Origin of the sequence: Nocardia sp. 852002-20019_SCH5090214, assembly GCF_001665865.1 — a bacterium.
Lineage (GTDB): Bacteria > Actinomycetota > Actinomycetes > Mycobacteriales > Mycobacteriaceae > Nocardia > Nocardia nova.
In genome coordinates this window covers 13,323-30,090 of sequence record NZ_LZMK01000117.1, presented here as the reverse complement: position 1 = coordinate 30,090, position 16,768 = coordinate 13,323, and the positions used below count along the sequence as shown (strand labels likewise).

15 protein-coding genes are annotated in these 16,768 nt (G+C 68.1%); 8 read left to right on the top strand and 7 right to left on the bottom strand.

Annotated features, from left to right (window positions below; genetic code table 11):
• Positions 1-328 precede the first annotated feature (328 nt).
• Positions 329-715: a DUF1304 domain-containing protein gene (locus A5780_RS09635; RefSeq protein WP_063016200.1), complete on the top strand. Its 387-nt coding sequence runs from the start codon at positions 329-331 to the stop codon at positions 713-715.
• 312 nt (positions 716-1,027) lie between these two features.
• The gene (locus tag A5780_RS09630) at positions 1,028-1,528 is read left to right on the top strand and encodes a TspO/MBR family protein (protein WP_369829514.1); all 501 of its coding nucleotides are present in this window, start codon (positions 1,028-1,030) and stop codon (positions 1,526-1,528) included.
• 23 nt (positions 1,529-1,551) lie between these two features.
• On the opposite strand, the gene A5780_RS09625 is transcribed toward A5780_RS09630, so the two are convergent.
• Positions 1,552-3,105, bottom strand: coding sequence for an AMP-binding protein (locus A5780_RS09625; protein WP_064908263.1), 1,554 nt, complete (start codon positions 3,103-3,105; stop codon positions 1,552-1,554).
• A 164-nt stretch (positions 3,106-3,269) separates the two neighbouring features.
• Here A5780_RS09625 and A5780_RS09620 point away from each other — a divergent pair, with 164 nt between their 5' ends.
• Positions 3,270-3,908 carry a TetR/AcrR family transcriptional regulator gene (locus tag A5780_RS09620; protein ID WP_082940694.1) on the top strand — a complete coding sequence of 213 codons (639 nt, stop codon included), beginning with the start codon at positions 3,270-3,272 and terminating at the stop codon, positions 3,906-3,908.
• A gap of 78 nt (positions 3,909-3,986) precedes the next feature.
• Here A5780_RS09620 and A5780_RS09615 read toward each other — a convergent pair whose 3' ends face one another.
• From A5780_RS09615 to A5780_RS09605, 3 genes are all read right to left on the bottom strand, one after another.
• Positions 3,987-4,907, bottom strand: a complete 921-nt coding sequence (locus A5780_RS09615) for an SDR family oxidoreductase (protein ID WP_082976369.1) — start codon at positions 4,905-4,907, stop codon at positions 3,987-3,989.
• A 115-nt stretch (positions 4,908-5,022) separates the two neighbouring features.
• Positions 5,023-7,683, bottom strand: a complete 2,661-nt coding sequence (locus A5780_RS09610; protein ID WP_197521711.1) for an excinuclease ABC subunit UvrA — start codon at positions 7,681-7,683, stop codon at positions 5,023-5,025.
• Positions 7,684-7,884: 201 nt separating this feature from the next.
• Positions 7,885-8,592, bottom strand: a complete 708-nt coding sequence (locus A5780_RS09605; RefSeq protein WP_063016193.1) for a hypothetical protein — start codon at positions 8,590-8,592, stop codon at positions 7,885-7,887.
• Positions 8,593-8,928: 336 nt separating this feature from the next.
• Between A5780_RS09605 and A5780_RS09600 the strand changes: the two genes are divergently transcribed.
• The 4 genes from A5780_RS09600 to A5780_RS09585 all read left to right on the top strand — a co-directional run bounded on the left by A5780_RS09600 (position 8,929) and on the right by A5780_RS09585 (position 11,733).
• Positions 8,929-9,558, top strand: a complete 630-nt coding sequence (locus tag A5780_RS09600; protein ID WP_063016191.1) for a TetR/AcrR family transcriptional regulator — start codon at positions 8,929-8,931, stop codon at positions 9,556-9,558.
• Entirely contained in the window at positions 9,555-10,424 is an 870-nt protein-coding gene (locus tag A5780_RS09595) for a fructosamine kinase family protein (RefSeq protein WP_082976368.1), read from the top strand. Before A5780_RS09600 ends, A5780_RS09595 begins: the two co-directional genes overlap by 4 nt.
• A gap of 183 nt (positions 10,425-10,607) precedes the next feature.
• Positions 10,608-10,994 carry a VOC family protein gene (locus A5780_RS09590; protein ID WP_064908245.1) on the top strand — a complete coding sequence of 129 codons (387 nt, stop codon included), beginning with the start codon at positions 10,608-10,610 and terminating at the stop codon, positions 10,992-10,994.
• A 247-nt stretch (positions 10,995-11,241) separates the two neighbouring features.
• Entirely contained in the window at positions 11,242-11,733 is a 492-nt protein-coding gene (locus tag A5780_RS09585; RefSeq protein WP_030516987.1) for a peptidylprolyl isomerase, read from the top strand.
• A gap of 99 nt (positions 11,734-11,832) precedes the next feature.
• Here A5780_RS09585 and A5780_RS09580 read toward each other — a convergent pair whose 3' ends face one another.
• Complete coding sequence (locus A5780_RS09580) at positions 11,833-12,552, bottom strand: SDR family oxidoreductase (RefSeq protein ID WP_064908244.1); 720 nt, start codon at positions 12,550-12,552, stop codon at positions 11,833-11,835.
• Positions 12,553-12,653: 101 nt separating this feature from the next.
• On the opposite strand from A5780_RS09580, the gene A5780_RS09575 reads away from it, so the two are divergent.
• On the top strand, positions 12,654-13,526 hold the full coding sequence (locus A5780_RS09575) for a helix-turn-helix domain-containing protein (protein ID WP_064904965.1): 873 nt from the start codon (positions 12,654-12,656) through the stop codon (positions 13,524-13,526).
• Here the strand turns inward: A5780_RS09575 and A5780_RS09570 are convergent.
• Positions 13,464-14,174 carry a metal-dependent hydrolase gene (locus A5780_RS09570; protein WP_063016183.1) on the bottom strand — a complete coding sequence of 237 codons (711 nt, stop codon included), beginning with the start codon at positions 14,172-14,174 and terminating at the stop codon, positions 13,464-13,466. The two genes, A5780_RS09575 and A5780_RS09570, sit on opposite strands and share 63 nt — an antisense overlap.
• A gap of 42 nt (positions 14,175-14,216) precedes the next feature.
• Positions 14,217-16,487, bottom strand: a complete 2,271-nt coding sequence (locus tag A5780_RS09565; RefSeq protein ID WP_064908243.1) for a serine/threonine-protein kinase — start codon at positions 16,485-16,487, stop codon at positions 14,217-14,219.
• Positions 16,488-16,768: the final 281 nt, after the last annotated feature.

The following is a 16,768-nucleotide window of genomic DNA, read 5'->3' as shown; positions in this document are numbered from 1 at the left end:
CGATACTCGGCGTAGTTCGCGGTGCCGCGCGCGGCTGTGGTCTCAACCTCGCAAGGTCACCGAGTGTAACGGCCGCTGCGACTCGCCGGGACACGCGTCGGCCGGGGCGCACCGGGCTCCCGCTACGGCGCCGCCGCAGCACCCGTCGTCCGGTGCGCGAAATCGCATGCGCTGAGCGGTGTTCGGCAGGTGAGGGCACGTCGAAGCACGCGTTGCGGCGCATTCGCAGGTCGGGCCGGGGGTGTCCACCGCAACATTCCGACGTGTCGCCGACACGTTCCGTCCGCCGCGTGGTTATATCGCGCGACGACGTTCACGGAGGTGTTCGGTGACGACAGCAGGTCTCATCCTCGCGTGCCTCGCGGCCGTGATTCACATCTACATCTTCTATCTCGAATCGGTGGCGTGGACGAGTCCGAAGACACGAGCCATCTTCGGAGTCTCCTCGGCGGCCGAGGCGGAGACGACCAGACCGCTGGCGTTCAATCAGGGCTTCTACAACCTGTTCCTGGCCCTCTGCGTGATCACCGGCACCGTCTTCTTCGCGGTGGGCGAGAAGACGATCGGCGCCACCCTGGTGTTCACCGGCGCCGGTTCGATGACCGCCGCCGGCCTGGTCCTGCTTCTGTCCAGCCCCGACAAGGCGAGTGCGGCCCTCAAACAACTCGTGCCGCCGCTGCTCGGCGTGATCGTTCTGGCGATCGGCCTGGTGTAACGCACAGCGCCAGGTCGAGATGCTCGGCGATGTCCGCGCGGGTCTGCACATCGGGCCGGATCCGGTGCCGGACCGTACGCCGCAGGGCCATGTTCGGTCAGTACATGTCGCCACCTGCCCGCCGACCTTGCCCAGCCGCAGCAGTCGCCGTGACCCGTTATCGGCAGCGAAGTATGGGTAGGCCGAGCAGGGGACCGACCGCGCTGCCGGCTCGCCCTGGCCGCGGAGCCCTCGCGTGACAGCTCTGCGGGCCTTGCCGGTCGATCGCTGCCCGGCCCGCAGCACCCGGCCCCGCGACGAAAGGAGTCTCCCGTGATCGGAACGTGCACGCGGCGAATGGATTCGAGCCGGTGGAGACAATCGTGGTGGACGTTCCCGGCCACCGCCGCCGCCGCGACGGCCGGCTCGGCGGCGACCACGACCGGCTCGCAGTGGTATCAGCGCCTGGAGAAGCCACCTTTCCAGCCGCCGCCCGCGGTCTTCCCGGTCGCGTGGACAACCCTCTACGTCGATATCGCCGCCACGACCGCCCGGGCGCTCAACCGCGCCGATCCGGCCCAGCAGCGACGCCTCCGCACCGCCCTGCTGCTCAACCTGACCCTCAATGCGAGCTGGAGCTGGGTGTTCTTCCGCGCACACCGTCTCGGCGCGGCCACGGCCGTGGCGGCCGCCCTGACGCTGAGCAGTGCCGATCTCACCCGCCGCACGGCCGAGGTGGACCGTGCAGGCCTCCTGCTGGCGGCCTATCCGGCGTGGTGCGGCTTCGCCACCGTGCTGAGCGGTGCCCTCTGGCGCCGCAACCGCGCCGGGTGAGACGCGCCGGGAGCTCAGGGACCTCAGATCTTTCGATCGTGATCGGCCCAATAGGGCGCTCGCAGTTCGCGTTTGAGGATTTTGCCGCTGGCATTGCGAGGCAGCGCGTCGACGAAACGGAATTGCCTGGGGCATTTGTATCCGGCCAGATGTTCGCGGCAGAACCGCTGGATGTCGTCGGCGTCACCGTCGGAGACGAGGATCGCGAGCACCGATTCGCCCCAGACCTCGTCGGGTACCCCGATGATCGCCGCGTCGGTGACGGAGGGATGTGCCAGCAGGACCCGCTCGACCTCGGGTCCGTACACGTTCTCGCCACCGGTGATGATCATGTCCTTGAGCCGGTCCTCGACGTAGAGGTAGCCGTCGGAGTCGACCCGGCCGATATCGCCGGTGCGGACCCAGCCGTCCACGATGGTCTCCGCGGTGGCGTCGGGGCGGTTCAGATATCCGGTCATGCGCTGGTCGGTGTGCAACCAGATTTCACCCTCCTCGCCGACGGGAACCTCGGCGCCGGTGGTGATGTCGGCGATGCGGACAGTGACGCCGGGTACCGGCCGTCCTGCCGACAGCAGGCGCCGGTCCGCATTCGGCCCGCGATGGTCGCCGGGGTCCAGCGTGGTGGCCACGCCGGATACCTCGGTTTGCCCGTAGACCTGGACGAAGCGCACGTCGGGGAGGGCGTCGAGGGTTCGGCGCAGGAGTGGGAGCGGCATGGGCGCGGCGCCGTAGCCGAGGTAGCGCAGCTGCGACAACGCGTCGACGGCCGCATCGCCCGCGGCGAGGAATCCGGCGATCACCGGCGGCACGAAGAACGTGTGCGTCGCCCCGGCCAGCAGTGCGGTGATCAGCGCGGCGGGTGTGGGTTCGCGCGTCATGATGCTGTGTACGCCCGCGCGGATGCCGAACAGTGCGTAGCAGACGCCGCCGACGTGGAACATCGGCATCGCGACCAGATTCCGGTCGCCGTCGGTGAACGGGAACTTGGTTCCGACGCAGACGGTATGGGCGACGAGTGCACGCTGGCTCAGCAGGACGCCTTTGGGCCGGCCGGTGGTGCCGGAGCTGTAGATCACCAGCGCGACATCCGATTCCGTTGCCGCCGTGCCGAGTTCGGCATCACCGCTCGCGGCGGCGAGGAAGTCCTCGTACTCGTCGTCGATGGTGATGATGCGTTCCAGCCGGTGCGCCGCGCCACGTGCCTGCTCGGCAGTCGTGCGGAATGCGCTGCCCAAGAAGAGAATTCGTGCCTCGCTGTCGTCGAGGACGTACGCCAGTTCGTCGCCCGCCAGGCGCCAGTTGAAGATGGCGAGCCCGGCGCCCAGTGCGGCTGCCGCGAACAGCAACTCGAGCCCGGCCGGATGGTTCTTGTCCAGGAAACCGATGCGGTCACCACGGCCGATTCCGGCGGCGGCGAGACCGCGGGCGGCGCGGTCGATGCGGTCGTTCCACTGTGCCCAGGTCCAGCGCTGGTCGCCGTAGTCGATCGCGATCCCTTCGGGCCGTTCGGCCGCCCATCCGGTGACGAAGTCTCGCAGCAATTCCGGTGTGCCGGAGCCGGTTCGGCTGATGTGCATATGCGCCTCGGTGCTGGTGGCCAACTGATCGCCCTTTCGCTTCCCGGGTCTCGTCACGAGGACCGGAAGTAGCCCGTTCGACAGAACTAGTCCACTTGGACTAGTAGCATGATGGGTGATTCAGTTCACACCTGTCAATGCCCCGAAGTCGATAGGAAGCGACCGTGCCGGACCGAACACGAGGAGAACGCGCTCGCGCGGCGGTGATCGACGCGGCGATCACGCTGCTGACGACCGGCGGATACACAGCCCTGACCACCCGTGCCGTGCAGGAGACCAGCGGGCTGTCTCGCGGATCGATGCTGCACCAGTTCCGGACCCGGGAGGATCTGCTGGCCGCGACGGTCGAGGAACTCGTCGCCCGGCGCGCCGCGCGGGCCGAGGAGATGATCGCGAAGTTTCGCGCCGAACCGCCCGGGGATCGCTTGACCGCCGCCATCGTCGCGGTGCGAGAACTGTTCTCGGGCCCCGATTTTCTGGCCGAGATGGAGTTGTGGGCGGCGGCCCGCACCAATCCCACGCTGCACGAGACCCTGGTTCCGGTCGTGGAGCGCATCGGCGGCCGGCTGCGTGAGCAACTGGCCGAATTGTTCGGCGCTGAATTGGCCGCCCATCCCGACTATCCCAAGGTGTCGATGCTGACGGTCGAGGTCGCCCGCGGCCTGGCATTCAGCGCCCCTATTCGCCGCGGCCACGGCGACCCGATACTGCTCGAGTACTGGTGCGCCGCTGCCGCCACCATGCTCGGCCGCCCCGCTCCCGGCACCCCGCATCGCGATCACGATTACCGGGTTGTCGTCTGAAATGTGCGGCGCCCGAAGTGGCCGATGGGGGTCGAACCTGTTGTGCCGCCAAATGTTTCGAGATTCGCCGGCGAGTAGTTAGCCGAAGAGCCGGCGATGGTCGCGAACGAACTGCTCGAAGCTTCTCGGCGCGTCACCGGTCAGGTCGGTAACGGTCGACAGCACCGAATCGGCTCCGCCGTCGCCGTAGACGGTGCTCACCCGGACCAAGGCTTCTGCCATGAATGCCGGAACGCCGGCGGCGAGCAGGCCGTCACGTGCTTCCGTCGCGGTTTGTGCGTGGTATCGCACGGGCTTGCGCAGAACATCCGAGAAGACGTCGGCCACCTCGTCGTAGGTGAGAGCGCGGGGACCGGTGAGGGCATAGATCCGGCCGTCGTGGCCGCCGGTGGTGAGGACATGTGCGGCGACACCGGCAACGTCACGGGCGTCGACGTAGCTGATGGGCGCCGAACCTCCCGGGCGTGCGATCACTCCGTGCTCGGCGATCGACGCCGCCATCTGCGCGAAGTTCTGCATGAAGAAGTTCGGCCGCAAGAAGGTCCACCGCAATCCGGAGCGTTCGATGGCCTCCTCCACCGGCCGATGCAGGTCGGCGAGGGGAGTGAGGCGTTCGTCGGCCCGCCACAAAGACACCTTGACGACCCGTTCGACGCCGGCTCTGTACGCCTCTTCGACCAGGGCGAGTTCGTCCCGAGTCTGCGTCGCGGTAGTGGCGGTGACCAGGAAGAGGGTGCCGACGCCCGCCATCGCGGCGGGCAGGGTGGCAGGGCGCGTGTAGTCGACGGTGACCGCGTTGTGGCCGGATTCCCTCATCGCGGCGGTGCGTGCGGGATCCCGGTAGGCCGCGCGAACGGGTGCACCCGCCGCGAGCAACGCGGCCACCACGCCCGAGCCAATTCTGCCCGATGCGCCCGTGATCAGCACCGGACGGCCGGATTGCGGCGATAAGGCCGGAAACGGCGCCGAGGGCTCTGTTCCGGTGCGGGGTTGGTTCACATGCCGGACGTTACCGAGAGCCACCGACAAGAATCCGAACGCAGACAGTGACTTTCACCTGGTTCGGCCGAGACCGCAGTCACGCTGATCGGCTCGTCCGCAGTCCCGACCGGTGTCAGCGCAGCGCCGCCGCGAGGTAGGGAGCGGTTGCGCTGTGCGGATCGGTGGCCGCCTCGGCCGGGGTGCCGGTGGTGACGACGCGACCGCCCTCGTTGCCGGCGCCGGGGCCGAGGTCGATGACATGGTCGGCCTGGACCACCACACGCATGTCCAGTTCGGCGACCACGACCGTATTGCCCGCGTCCACCAGTTTCTGCAGGTGCAGCATCAGCCGGTCGGTATCGGCCGGATGTAATCCCGAGGTGGGTTCGTCGAGGAGGTACAGGGCGTCGCCGCGATGTGCGCGCTGCAGTTCGGTGGCGAGTTTGACCCGTTGGGCCTCGCCACCGGACAGTTCGGTCGCCGGCTGCCCCAGCCGGAGGTAGCCCAGTCCGACGTCGTCCAATACGGTCAGTGAGCGGAGGATGTCGGTGTCACCCTCGAAGAACGCCCGCGCCTCGTCGACGCTCATCTCGAGAACCTCGGCGATATTGCGGCCGTGCCAAGTGATTTCGAGTGTGCTCGCTTGATAGCGGGTGCCGTGGCAGTCCGGGCACGGAGTGTAAACGCTGGGCAGGAAGAGCAATTCGACCATCACCCAGCCTTCGCCCTCACAGGTGGGGCACCGCCCGGAGGCGACGTTGAACGAGAATCGGCCCGCGTTGTAGCGTCGGCGCCGCGCCTTCGGTGTGGCGGCGAAACGGCGGCGGATGTGGTCGAACATTCCGGTGTAGGTGGCGACGTTCGATCGGGGAGTGCGCCCGATCGGTTTCTGATCGATGCACACCACCCGGCGAAGATCGCCGACTCCGCCAACGATCGTGCCGTCGACGGCCTGCGAGTCGTCCGACAGCAGCAAATCGTCTCCGGTGTCGTCGGCGGGCGCGCCGACCGGATGCCCCAGATACTCACCGATGAGAGCCGGTAACGCCTGACTGACCAGGCTCGACTTCCCGGAGCCGGACACGCCTGTGACAGCGGTCAGGCACTGCAGCGGAAACGACACCGACACGTCGCGTAAATTGTTGCGGCGCACCTTCTTCAGTCGCACCCATTCCTCCGCGCGCCGCGGCGGCCGGCGTGCGGGCCGTTCGTGACCGAACAGGTAGCGACGGGTCGCCGACTCGCCGACCTCCGCCAAGCCTTCGGGCGGTCCGCTGTGCAGAATCCGGCCGCCGCTCTCGCCGGCGCCGGGCCCGAGATCGATCAGCCAGTCGGCGGCGCGAACGACGTCGAGTGAATGCTCGACGACGAAAACGCTGTTGCCGCGCCGCTTCAGACCCTCCAGGATGACCAGCAGGGCGTCGCGGTCGCGCGGGTGCAGCCCTGCCGACGGTTCGTCGAGGACGTACACGACTCCGAAGAGCTGTGAGGACAGTTGCGTCGCCAGCCGCACGCGCTGCAACTCGCCGGACGACAGGGTCGGTGTGCTGCGGTCCAAAGACAGATAGCCCAGGCCCAGGTCGGTGACGGGCCGCAGCCGTTCCAATAGTTCGGCGACCAAACGCTGTGCGGCAGCGCGTTTTTCGACCGACATGTTCGGCGTGCTGCGCACGTCCGGGGCCGCATCGTGCGCCGAACCGCCGGCCGCGACACGCTTGTCGACCGCCGCTCGGCGGGTCGTCTCGTCGAGTACGGCGTCGGAGCCGGTTCCGGTCGGGTGCCAGTTCTCGGCGAGTACCGACGACAACAGTTCGGCGAGGCGGCCCAGGGGAAGTGCGGAGAATTCGGCGATGTCGAGCCCTTCGAACGTCACCGACAGGGCTTCCGGTTTGAGCAGTTTGCCGTCGCAGGTGGTGCACACCGCACTGCTGATGAACCGGGACACCCGCTTCTTCACCGAGGCGCTCTTGGTGTTCGCGAAGGTGTCGAGGACATACCGGCGCGCACCGGTGAACGTGCCCTGATAGCTGGGCTCCATCTGCTGCTTCAGCGCGCGCCGCGTCTGCGCCGGAGTGAAGCCCGCGTACACCGGCACCGTGGGATGCTCGTCGGTGTAGAGGATCCAGTCGCGGTCCTTCTTCGGCAGATCTCGCCACGGCCGGTCCACGTCGTATCCGAGCGAGACCAGGATGTCGCGGAGGTTCTGACCGTGCCACGCCGGTGGCCAAGAGGCGATGGCTCGTTCCCGGATCGTCAGCGACGGATCGGGCACCATCAGCTTCTCGGGCACCTCGTACACGCGGCCGATTCCGTGACAGGTGGGACAGGCGCCTTGCACGGTGTTCGGTGAGAAGTCCTCGGCGTAGAGCATCGGTTGCTTCGCGGGGTAGTTACCGGCTCGCGAATACAGCATGCGGACCAGGCTGGACAACGTCGTCACACTGCCGACGGAGGAGCGGGCACTACCGCCGGCGCGGTGTTGTTGCAGAGCGACCGCCGGCGGCATCCCCTCGATCGAATCGACGTCGGGTACGCCCACCTGATCGATGAGGCGGCGCGCGTACGGGGCCACCGACTCCAGATATCGGCGCTGGGATTCCGCGAACAACGTGCCGAAAGCCAGCGACGATTTCCCCGACCCCGAGACGCCGGTGAATACGACCAGCGCGTCGCGGGGTATGTCGACATCGACGTCGGCGAGATTGTGCTCCCGCGCGCCGCGCACCTGGACACGGTCGGGAACGGCGATGGGCGGGTCCCCAACGGGCGCTGGCTTCGCGGGAGAACCTGCCATAACACCTGGCCTCACGTTGACGGGATCGATCCCGTGCCGAAGAGTGCTTCGATCTGTGCCGGATACCCGCGTCCGGCCGCTTTTATCCTGCAACTCGCCCGCACCGATGTGTAAATGGAATCACCCTCGGTAATGACGACGGTGCCCTCACAGCAAACGCTGTGAGGGCACCGTCGCGTAGTCCGGCAGCGGATTTACTTGTTACTTGCTCGGCGCCGGCTTGAACGGGGCGTTGATGGTGGCGAAGTACTGGATCGCGGCGCCGATGGCGACCGGGGCGGTGATGAAGATCTGTCCGGCGAGCACGCCCAGGAAGCCGACGGCGGCGGCGCCGGCGACACATCCGCCGAGCGGGCCGAGGCCGAACAGGGTGGCCAGCGCACCGGTGGCGACGAGGCCGATGGCAGCGCCCGCGACGCAGCCGATGACCGCGCCACCGATGGCACCGGTGAGGGCACCGATGGTGGCACCGGTGCCGATGGTGTCCTTCAGCCGGTTGAACGCGGCGGTCTCGCGGTCGTAGGGGGTTTTCCAGGGAGCGGAGTCCTCGAAGGGCAGGGCGACCGGCTTGTAGACCGCGTGCTGCAGATCCAGCTGAGGGGTCAGGGTGGCGGTGTTGCCGGAGATGTCGGCGGCGATCGGGAACTCGAAGTCGTTGACCCGGAAGTTCAGCGGGGTGCCGGCGAGTACGGTGCCGTTGGCGGCCTTGATCTTCAGCATGCCGTCTTCGTTGACGATCGAGCCACTGTCGGTCTTGATGACCGCTTTGCTGTCGTCGACGACGCTGGCCTTGTAGTGGACGCTTTCGGGCGCGGCGGGGGCGGCGGGGTCTGCGTTCGCGGTACCGGCCGCGACGCCGACGGCGGCGACCAGCATGGCGGCGGTCGCGGCGAATTTCCTCATCATCATTTTTGCGGAACCTCGAGACAGAGTGGTTCAGGGACGAACGAATCACAGACCAGGCCAGCTAACGGACAGTGAACGCCCGGAGTTCATTCATTCAGTTCCTGTTCACCACGTTCGCCCGGCTGTCGGCAGGACAACTGAAACCTTCAGTGCGAGTGATGCTTTCTCGCGAGGCTCGCAATGGAGCGAAACTCGACTGAACTGCCGTTTGTGGCTGTTATCACAGACTTTTCCCAGGATGACGCCCACATCTTCCGGCGATTTCCACCGGTGGTCACCTGCGTTGTCTCGTGACTCGAGCGACAATGTGCCCATGGCCGTCCTCGACGAACCCACGACATGGCGTCGCTGACCCGCCCCGGCTCGCGGTCTCGTGAGCGCGACGAACGGCGCGATGCGGTCGAGCGGCGGGTGCTCTCCGCCGTGGACCGGCTGCTGGATACCGGCGTCACCTACACCGAACTTCCGGTGGCCCGGATCGCCGCCGAGGCCGACATCGCCCGCTCCACCTTCTATCGCTATTTCCCCGACAAGAGCCGGCTGTTGATCCGGATGGCCGACCTCGCCACCGACGATCAGTTCCGAACGGCCGAACTGTGGTGGGCCGCAGACCATCTCGACGGAGAGGCGGGGGTCGTCACGGCCATGCGGCTGATGATCGCGGGCACCCGGGCACACCATCGCGTCCTGCGCGCGCTCACCGAGGTGGCGGGCTACGACCGCGATGTGGGCCGCTACTGGCAGGAGCGGGTCCAGCGCTTCACCGAAATCGTCCGCGGGCGGCTGGACCGGGAGCGCGCGGCGGGCCGGATTTCCGCCGATCTGGAGGTCGAGGCCACCGCCATCGCCCTGACCTGCATGGTCGAGCGTGCCATCGACTTCACCTTCGCGGCCGGGAATCCGGTGGACGACGAACAGTTGGCCCGAGCGCTCGGGCGGGCGATCTGGCAGACGGTCTACGGCTCGTGAGCGAGCTGTCGACACATCTGGAGTCCTTGCTGGGCGTACCGGTGGTGTCCGAGCGCACCGCCGGACGCGGGCATGCCTGGACCTTGTATCGCGTGCGGCTCGCCGACGGCCGCGATGCCTTCGTGAAAAGTGCTGTGGGCGAACCGGGTTCGACCGCGGACCATGCCTTGACCGCCGAGGCCGCGGGCCTGCGCTGGTTGCGCGAGGCCGACGCCGCGGACCTGATCCCGCAGGTACTGGCCGCCGACGAGCGCACTCTGGTCTTGCCGTGGTTGAGTTCGGTGACGCCCAGCCGTGCTGCCGCAGAGCAGTTCGGTGCAGCGCTTGCCGAACTGCACGCGCACACCGTCGACCGGTACGGCGCGCCATGGGCGGGCTGTATCGCCACGGTTCCGCAGGACAACGCGATGGTCGCGGGGGAGTGGGGGCCCTGGTACGCCCGGTATCGACTGCAACCGCTGTTGTCCGCCGCCGCATCCGTTCTGGGACGCGACGGAACTCGGCTCGTCGAGCGGGTGATCGGCGGGATCGGCGATCTGGCCGGCCCAGCGGAGCCGCCGTGCCGCATTCACGGCGATCTGTGGTCGGGCAATGTGCTGTGGACCGAGCGCGGTGTGCGGCTCATCGACCCGGCCGCCCACGGCGGTCATCGCGAGACGGACCTGGCCATGTTGCGGCTGTTCGGCGCGCCGCATCTCGGCCACATCCTGGGGGCATACCGGGAGCGCTTCCCCCTCGCGCCCGGCGCGGAACAGCGGATCGCACTGCATCAGCTGTATCCGTTGCTGGTGCATGTCGTGCTGTTCGGTGGGGGATACCGGGAACAAGCCATCGCTGCCGCGGAAGAGGCACTGTCCGCACTGTGAAAGCCTGTGCGCGGCAGCGTCTTCCGAGGCGGCCGGTGAGCGGGGCCGGCGTGGTCGGCGGCACGAACATATTGTTATGGACGTATGCGCATCTACGCATGTAAAGTCGCCATGTCGTATGTCATCGACACACGCTGCTCACCGTCCACAACCGCAGCCTCGAGGACTGGCTACGGTCGGGCGATGGAGTTGCGGAGGATTCACCACGCGGCGATCATCGCGGCGGACTATCAGAGATCGAAAACGTTCTATACCGAGGTGCTAGGGCTGCGGGTGGTGGCGGAGCACTACCGGGTCGAACGGCGTTCGTGGAAGCTCGATCTCGCACTGCCGGACGGCGCCCAACTGGAGCTCTTCTCGTTCCCGGATCCGCCGACACGGCCGTCGCGGCCCGAGGCGTGCGGGCTGCGTCATCTCGCCTTCGTCGTCGAAGACGTCGCCGCGGGCCTGGCGGAGCTGCGGGGTCGGGGAGTGGTCGTGGAGGAGGTCCGGGTCGACGAATTCACCGGTCGCCGTTTCGGTTTCTTCTTCGACCCGGACGACTTGCCGCTGGAGTTGTACGAGGCCTGAATCCGTTTCGGCCGTCCTCGCGGTCGAATGCCCCGGCGCTCGAGGAGGTGGCGGCCGGCATTGCGACGCGATAAAACAATATGTGATGGAGATATGCGCATCTAACTATGTGTCTCATTGAAGCGCGCCGCAGACTTCCAGCTCACGTAACAGAAACTAAAAACAGCACAGGACGACCGAGGCCTATTCGTACGCCCGAGATGAGGGGTTGTCCGCCGGGTGCAGGCGGCTGCCATACGATGACCGGATGACCACAGTGTTGCTCAACACATCAGCCGGGGACATCACCCTCGAATTGGACGAGACGAAGGCGCCGCAAACGGTCGCGAACTTCGTGGACTACGTCAAGTCCGGCCACTACGACGGGACGATCTTCCACCGTGTGATTCCGGGTTTCATGGTGCAGGGCGGCGGTCTGACCGCCGATATGCAACAGAAGCCGGCGCCCAACCGGGTGCAGAACGAGGCCAAGAACGGGCTGCGCAACGACAAGTACACCGTCGCGATGGCGCGTACGGCGGATCCGCATTCGGCCAGTGCCCAGTTCTTCATCAACACCGCCGACAACGACTTCCTGAACTACCCGGGTCAGGACGGCTGGGGTTACGCGGTCTTCGGGCGGGTCGTCGACGGTAACGCCGTCGTGGATTCGATCGAGGGTGTCCGCACGGGCTCCAAGGCCGGGCATCAGGATGTGCCGGTCGAGCCGATCACGATCGTCTCGGCTCAGCTGGCCTGATCGGCAGGGCGCGCGCCCCGCATATCCCGTCCGTTCAGCACCGCGGAAGCGGTGCCGATGGCCGGTGGTGCGGGGCGCCGCCATGTGCGGGGTGGTTCGTCAGACCAGCCGGTGTCCGCCTTCGACGTGCAGGACTTCGCCGGTCATGAAGTCGTTGTCGAGGACGGCGTGGAACGCGGCCGCGATATCGGCGGGACGGCCGACGCGGCCGGCGGGCAGTCGGGCGGCCATCGCGGTGAGCCGGGCGTGTTTGTCGGGGCCGGCGAAGTCGTCCCAGATCGGGGTGTCGACCCAGCCGGGGGAGACGGCGTTGACCCGGATCGGAGCCAATTCCAGCGCCAGCGCTCGGACCAGGCCCTCCAGAGCGGCATTGGCGGTGGCCACGACCGAGCCGCCGGGTGCGGGACGGTAGGCCGCGATTCCGGAGGTGACGGTGATGGAGTTACGGACGCGATCTGCCGCGTACTTGGCGACCAGCCACGGCCCGAGCACTTTGATGTCGAGGACGGTCCGCGCGTCGCGCGCGGGCAGCTCGGTGAGCGGGCCGTATCCGTGGCGCATGTCGGCGGCGGTGACGACGATGTGATCGACCGCGCCTACGGTGTCGAAAAGTGCTGCGATGGAAGCTTCTTCGGCGATGTCGACGCGCTGTGAGCGGAGCTGGTCAGGATAGCCGAGCCCTGCGGTCGCGGCGGTCAGGCGGTCGGTGTCGCGGGCGGCGATGGTGACTCGATGTCCGGCTGCCAGGAGTCGTTCGGCCAGGGCGAGGCCCATGCCGGAGCTGCCGCCGATGATGAGGGTGTGGGTGGTGTCGGTCATGCATCCACCGTGCGGCGTGGCGAGTGCGGCGGGGAGACCGGCCGTGGCCTGGTCCTGGCGGGGCTACCCCGGCGTGGCTGGGAAGCGGGCACACTGGATGAGTGAGTGATCGTCGTGCCCTGGGAGAGTTCCTGCGTGCGCGCCGCGCGCGGGTGCAGCCGTCGGAGGTGGGTCTGCCGCCGGGCACGCGGCGGCGGCAGACGGCGGGCCTGCGCCGCGAGGAGGTCGCGGCGCTGGCGGGGCTGAGCGTGGACTATTACATCAGGCTGGAACAGGGCCGCGACCGCAATCCGAGCCCGGAAGTGCTGGCGGCGCTGGCCTCGGCGTTGCTGCTGAATGCCGACGAGGCGGCTCATCTGCACCGGGTGGCGCGGCTGGCGGGGGCGCGCTCGGCGGCCACGGCGGCGCCGGTGGAGGTGGCCGGGCGGGGCATGGTGTTGCTCCTCGAATCGGTGCGTCCCACACCGGCTTTCGTCCTGGATCAGGTGAGCAACCTGCTGGCGGCGAATCCGGAGGGGTTGCGGTTGCTGTGGGGTATCGAGCAGTGGGAGCCGAGGCGCCGCAATCTGATTCGGTACGTGTTCACGCATCCGGCGGCGCGGACGGTGTTCGAGGACTGGACGGGGATGGCGCGCGATTGTGTGGCGCATCTGCGGGTGGTGCAGGGCGCGGGATCGCATCCGGTGGAACTGGCGGCGCTGACGGCCGAATTGTGCGCGGCGACCGCGGATTTCGAGGCGTTGTGGGCGCATTACGATGTGCGGGCCAAGCGCGGTACGCGCCGGATGTTCCGGCATCCGGCGGTGGGCCGGATGGAGTTGACCTCGGAGATTCTGACCGCGGCGGACGGGCAGCGGTTCGTCGCGTTCCAGGCCGAGCCGGGCAGCCCGGACCGCGACGCGGTGACGCTGTTAGGGCTGGTGGGTGATGACGTACCAGAGCGCGGCGAGGGTGCCGAGCACGAACAGTGGTGAGATCACCCAGGTTTCGACCTTGTTGCCGGTGCGGTCGATGATCGGGATGCGGGTGCGGATGTCGAGTGGCCAGAACAGCCGGCAGCCGCGGTCGGTGAGGCAGTCGCCGATGAGGTGGGCGAGGGCCCCGAGGCCGACGGAGAACGGCAGCCAGGCGGGTTTGTCGGAGATCCACTGGTCCATGGCGAAGGTGCCGGCGACGGCGAGTACGGCGATGGTGGCGTAGGAGCGCAGCCCTTCGCCGGGCGGGCAGAGATTCAGCGCGCGGACGGCGAGGGCGAGCAGGAAGAAGACCAGGCCGAGGGTGAACCAGCGGCCGATCCAATGTTCGCCGGCCCAGGTGCCATAGGTGACGGCCGCGACGAAGGCCAGGGAGTGGGTGGCGTGGCGGTGCCCGCCGGAGACGGTGGAGATGATCTTGCAGGCGGTGTGCGTGATCGGTCCGAGCGCATGCGAGATGGTGCCGCTGGGGTGGTCGGCGTCGGGCAGCAGGGCGGCGCCGGCCGTGAGGAACGTTCCCATCAGCAGGTCGACGGTGCCGAGGTGGCCGATCTGCGCGGCGGGGAAGGTGAGAATCGAAAGTGGTAGCGCGGCAGCGGCTCCCGCCCACGCGAGCGCACCACTGGTCGCATGTGAATGTCCTAGCACCGCCTCGAGATTAGACGATCTTGGTCGGGTGACCGCAGCCGGTCAGGAGTGGGGGTGGGGGTCGAGGATGCGGTCGAGGGCGTTGAGGTCGGATTCGAGTAGGTAGAAGGTGCGCAGGGTGATGAGGAAGGCGAAAAGCCCTCCGACACAGAGCCCGACGATGGGGCCGATGACGGTCTGCTGTTGGTCGGGGGTGAGGAATACGAGGCCGGCGGGGACGCCGATGAGTGGGACGCAGGCGGCGACGCCGAGGTAGATGCGGCTGCGGTGCACCATGCGGCGCAGCATGGCGGCGTCGGCGGGGGTGGTGCCGCCGGCGGCGACCAGGCCCGGGTAGTACCAGCGCAGGACGAAGTAGGTGACGGGGAAGTAGGTGTAGACGACGGCGACGCAGGCGGCGACGAGGTTGCAGGCGATGAGGCTGGTGGTGATGCCGGCGGATACGTCGCCGAGGGTGTGCAGTTTGACGAGGAAGACGCCCAGTGCGGCAAGCCATCCCGCGAAGGTGGCCACGGCGATGCGGTCGCCGCAGGCGAGGGTGTCGGCGCGGGCGCGGGCGAGGGTGGCGGCGTCGAATTGCCTGCCGCGGCGTAATCCGTTGGGTACCACGAACACCGAGCGGCACCAGTACATGAGGGCGGCGATGGCGATCGGGTAGGCGATGGCGATCATGAGAATGCCCAGGCGCACCATCTGGTGGGCGGCGTCGGCGCCGAGGGCGTCGCGGATGAGTCGCAGGTTGTGGGAGCCGAGGTAGAGCCCGGCGAGCAGGTGGCCGAGCAGGCTGGAAAGGGTGACGACGGGCATGGGGCGCATGCGCAGGCGGGCGCGCAGGCTGTGGGTGGGCGGGTCGACGAGGTCGCGGGCGGCGCGGTCCTGGCTGAGGTCGAGTTGCTGGGCGAGGTCGGCGCCGGTGGCGTAGCGGTCCGCGGGGTCGGGTGCGAGGCAGGTGAGCAGGGCGTGGCGCAGCAGGGCGGGGGTGTCGGGTGGGAGGTCGGCTTCGAAGTGGTCGGCGATGGGTGTGCGGCGCCGGTCGATCATGGCTTGCAGGGATTCTTCGGTTTCGCCGGCGTCGTGGCCGTCGTCGAAGGGGAGGCGGCCGGTGAGCAGTTCCCACAGGACGACGGCGAGGGCGTAGAGGTCGGCGCGGGTGTCCAGGTCGGCGGCGGTGGTGTCGAGGTTGGGGTGGCAGGCCTCGAGTTGTTCGGGGGCCATGTAGGGCAGGGAGCCGCCGAAGTAGGCGACGGGGTTGGCGCCGGGCAGGTGGCGGCTGAAGCTGATGTTGAAGTCGGCGAGTTTGGGTTGGCCGTCGGCGGTGAGGAGCACGTTGGCGGGTTTGAGGTCGCGGTGCAGGATGCCGCGGTGGTTGGCGTAGTCGAGGGCGGCGGCGAGGCGGCTGCCGAGCCAGGCGACGGTTTCGGGCCAGCTGAGCCGGGCGAGTTCGGATCGGGTGGGCGAGGGCTGGGGTTCGAGGACGCCGCCGGTGGTGGTGGCGGCGTCGATGGCTTCGAGCAGGAGTGTGCCGTCGCGTTGGGCGGGTGGTGTGCGGCGCAGCATGCGCAGGACGCCGAGCAGGGTGCCACCGGGCACGTACTGCATGTACATGAGTTTGAGGCGCTGGTCGGTGATCTGGCGCTGGTCGAAGACGCGCACGATGTGGTCGTGGTCGAGTTGAGCGAGGGTTTGTGGTTCGCTGCCGCGGTCGTGGGAGATCTTGACGGCGACGAGGCGGCCCATGGAGCGTTGGCGGGCGAGGAAGACGCGGGCGAACGCGCCTTGGCCGAGGGGGAGCAGCAGGTCGAAGTCGTCGACGGTCGCGCCGGGGTTGATGGTGTCGAGTGCGTCGAGGGCGGTGGGGTCGGCGAGCATGGTGGTGCGCAGTCCGGGTGCCGAGGGGGGTAGGTCCTCGAATCCTTCGGTGATGCGGGCCATCTGGATGGGGTAGTCCTGTTCGTATTCGCCGAGGTCGACGGCGTGGTGGTCGCGACGGCTGCGGGCGTTGATCTCTTCGTAAACCAGGTCGGGGGGCAGGGGCGCGGCGGCGAGTTCGGGGAATTGTTCGCGGTAGTCGGCCAGTCGCGGTGCGTCGGTGTCGCGTTGCCAGCGTTCGTGCAGATCGACCTTGATGAGTTCGATGAGTGCGGAGCGGCGCAGCGCGGGTTCGGCGGGCAGGTGGGCCGACAGATCGGGTGGTTCGCCGGAGGTTTGCCATTGCTGGGCGAAGCGGGCGACGAGCGACGTCAGCGCGGTCTGCGTTGCGGTGGCGCGGTCGGCACCGGGGTCGGGTGCGGTCGCGCCGAGGTTGTCGGTCATCCCTCGCTCGCTTCGAAATCGGTGGTACCCGGGCCCGGGCCCGAGAATAGGTGAATCCTCCCATGAATTCTGGGGAACGTGCCGATGCCGTTACGTTATACGGGATTTCGTGCCTACCGTGCGGTGCTGGGAAGCCGGTCGGCTGCGGCGGGGGAATATCGCCGGGGCCGGGTCGGCGGGCTCGCCGGCCGGGGTGGTCGCGGCGTCGTCGCGTGGGCGGGCGGGGTCCGGCGGTGCGATGGTGGATTAGCTCGGGGGTTGTTCGCGGGGGCGGTGGATTA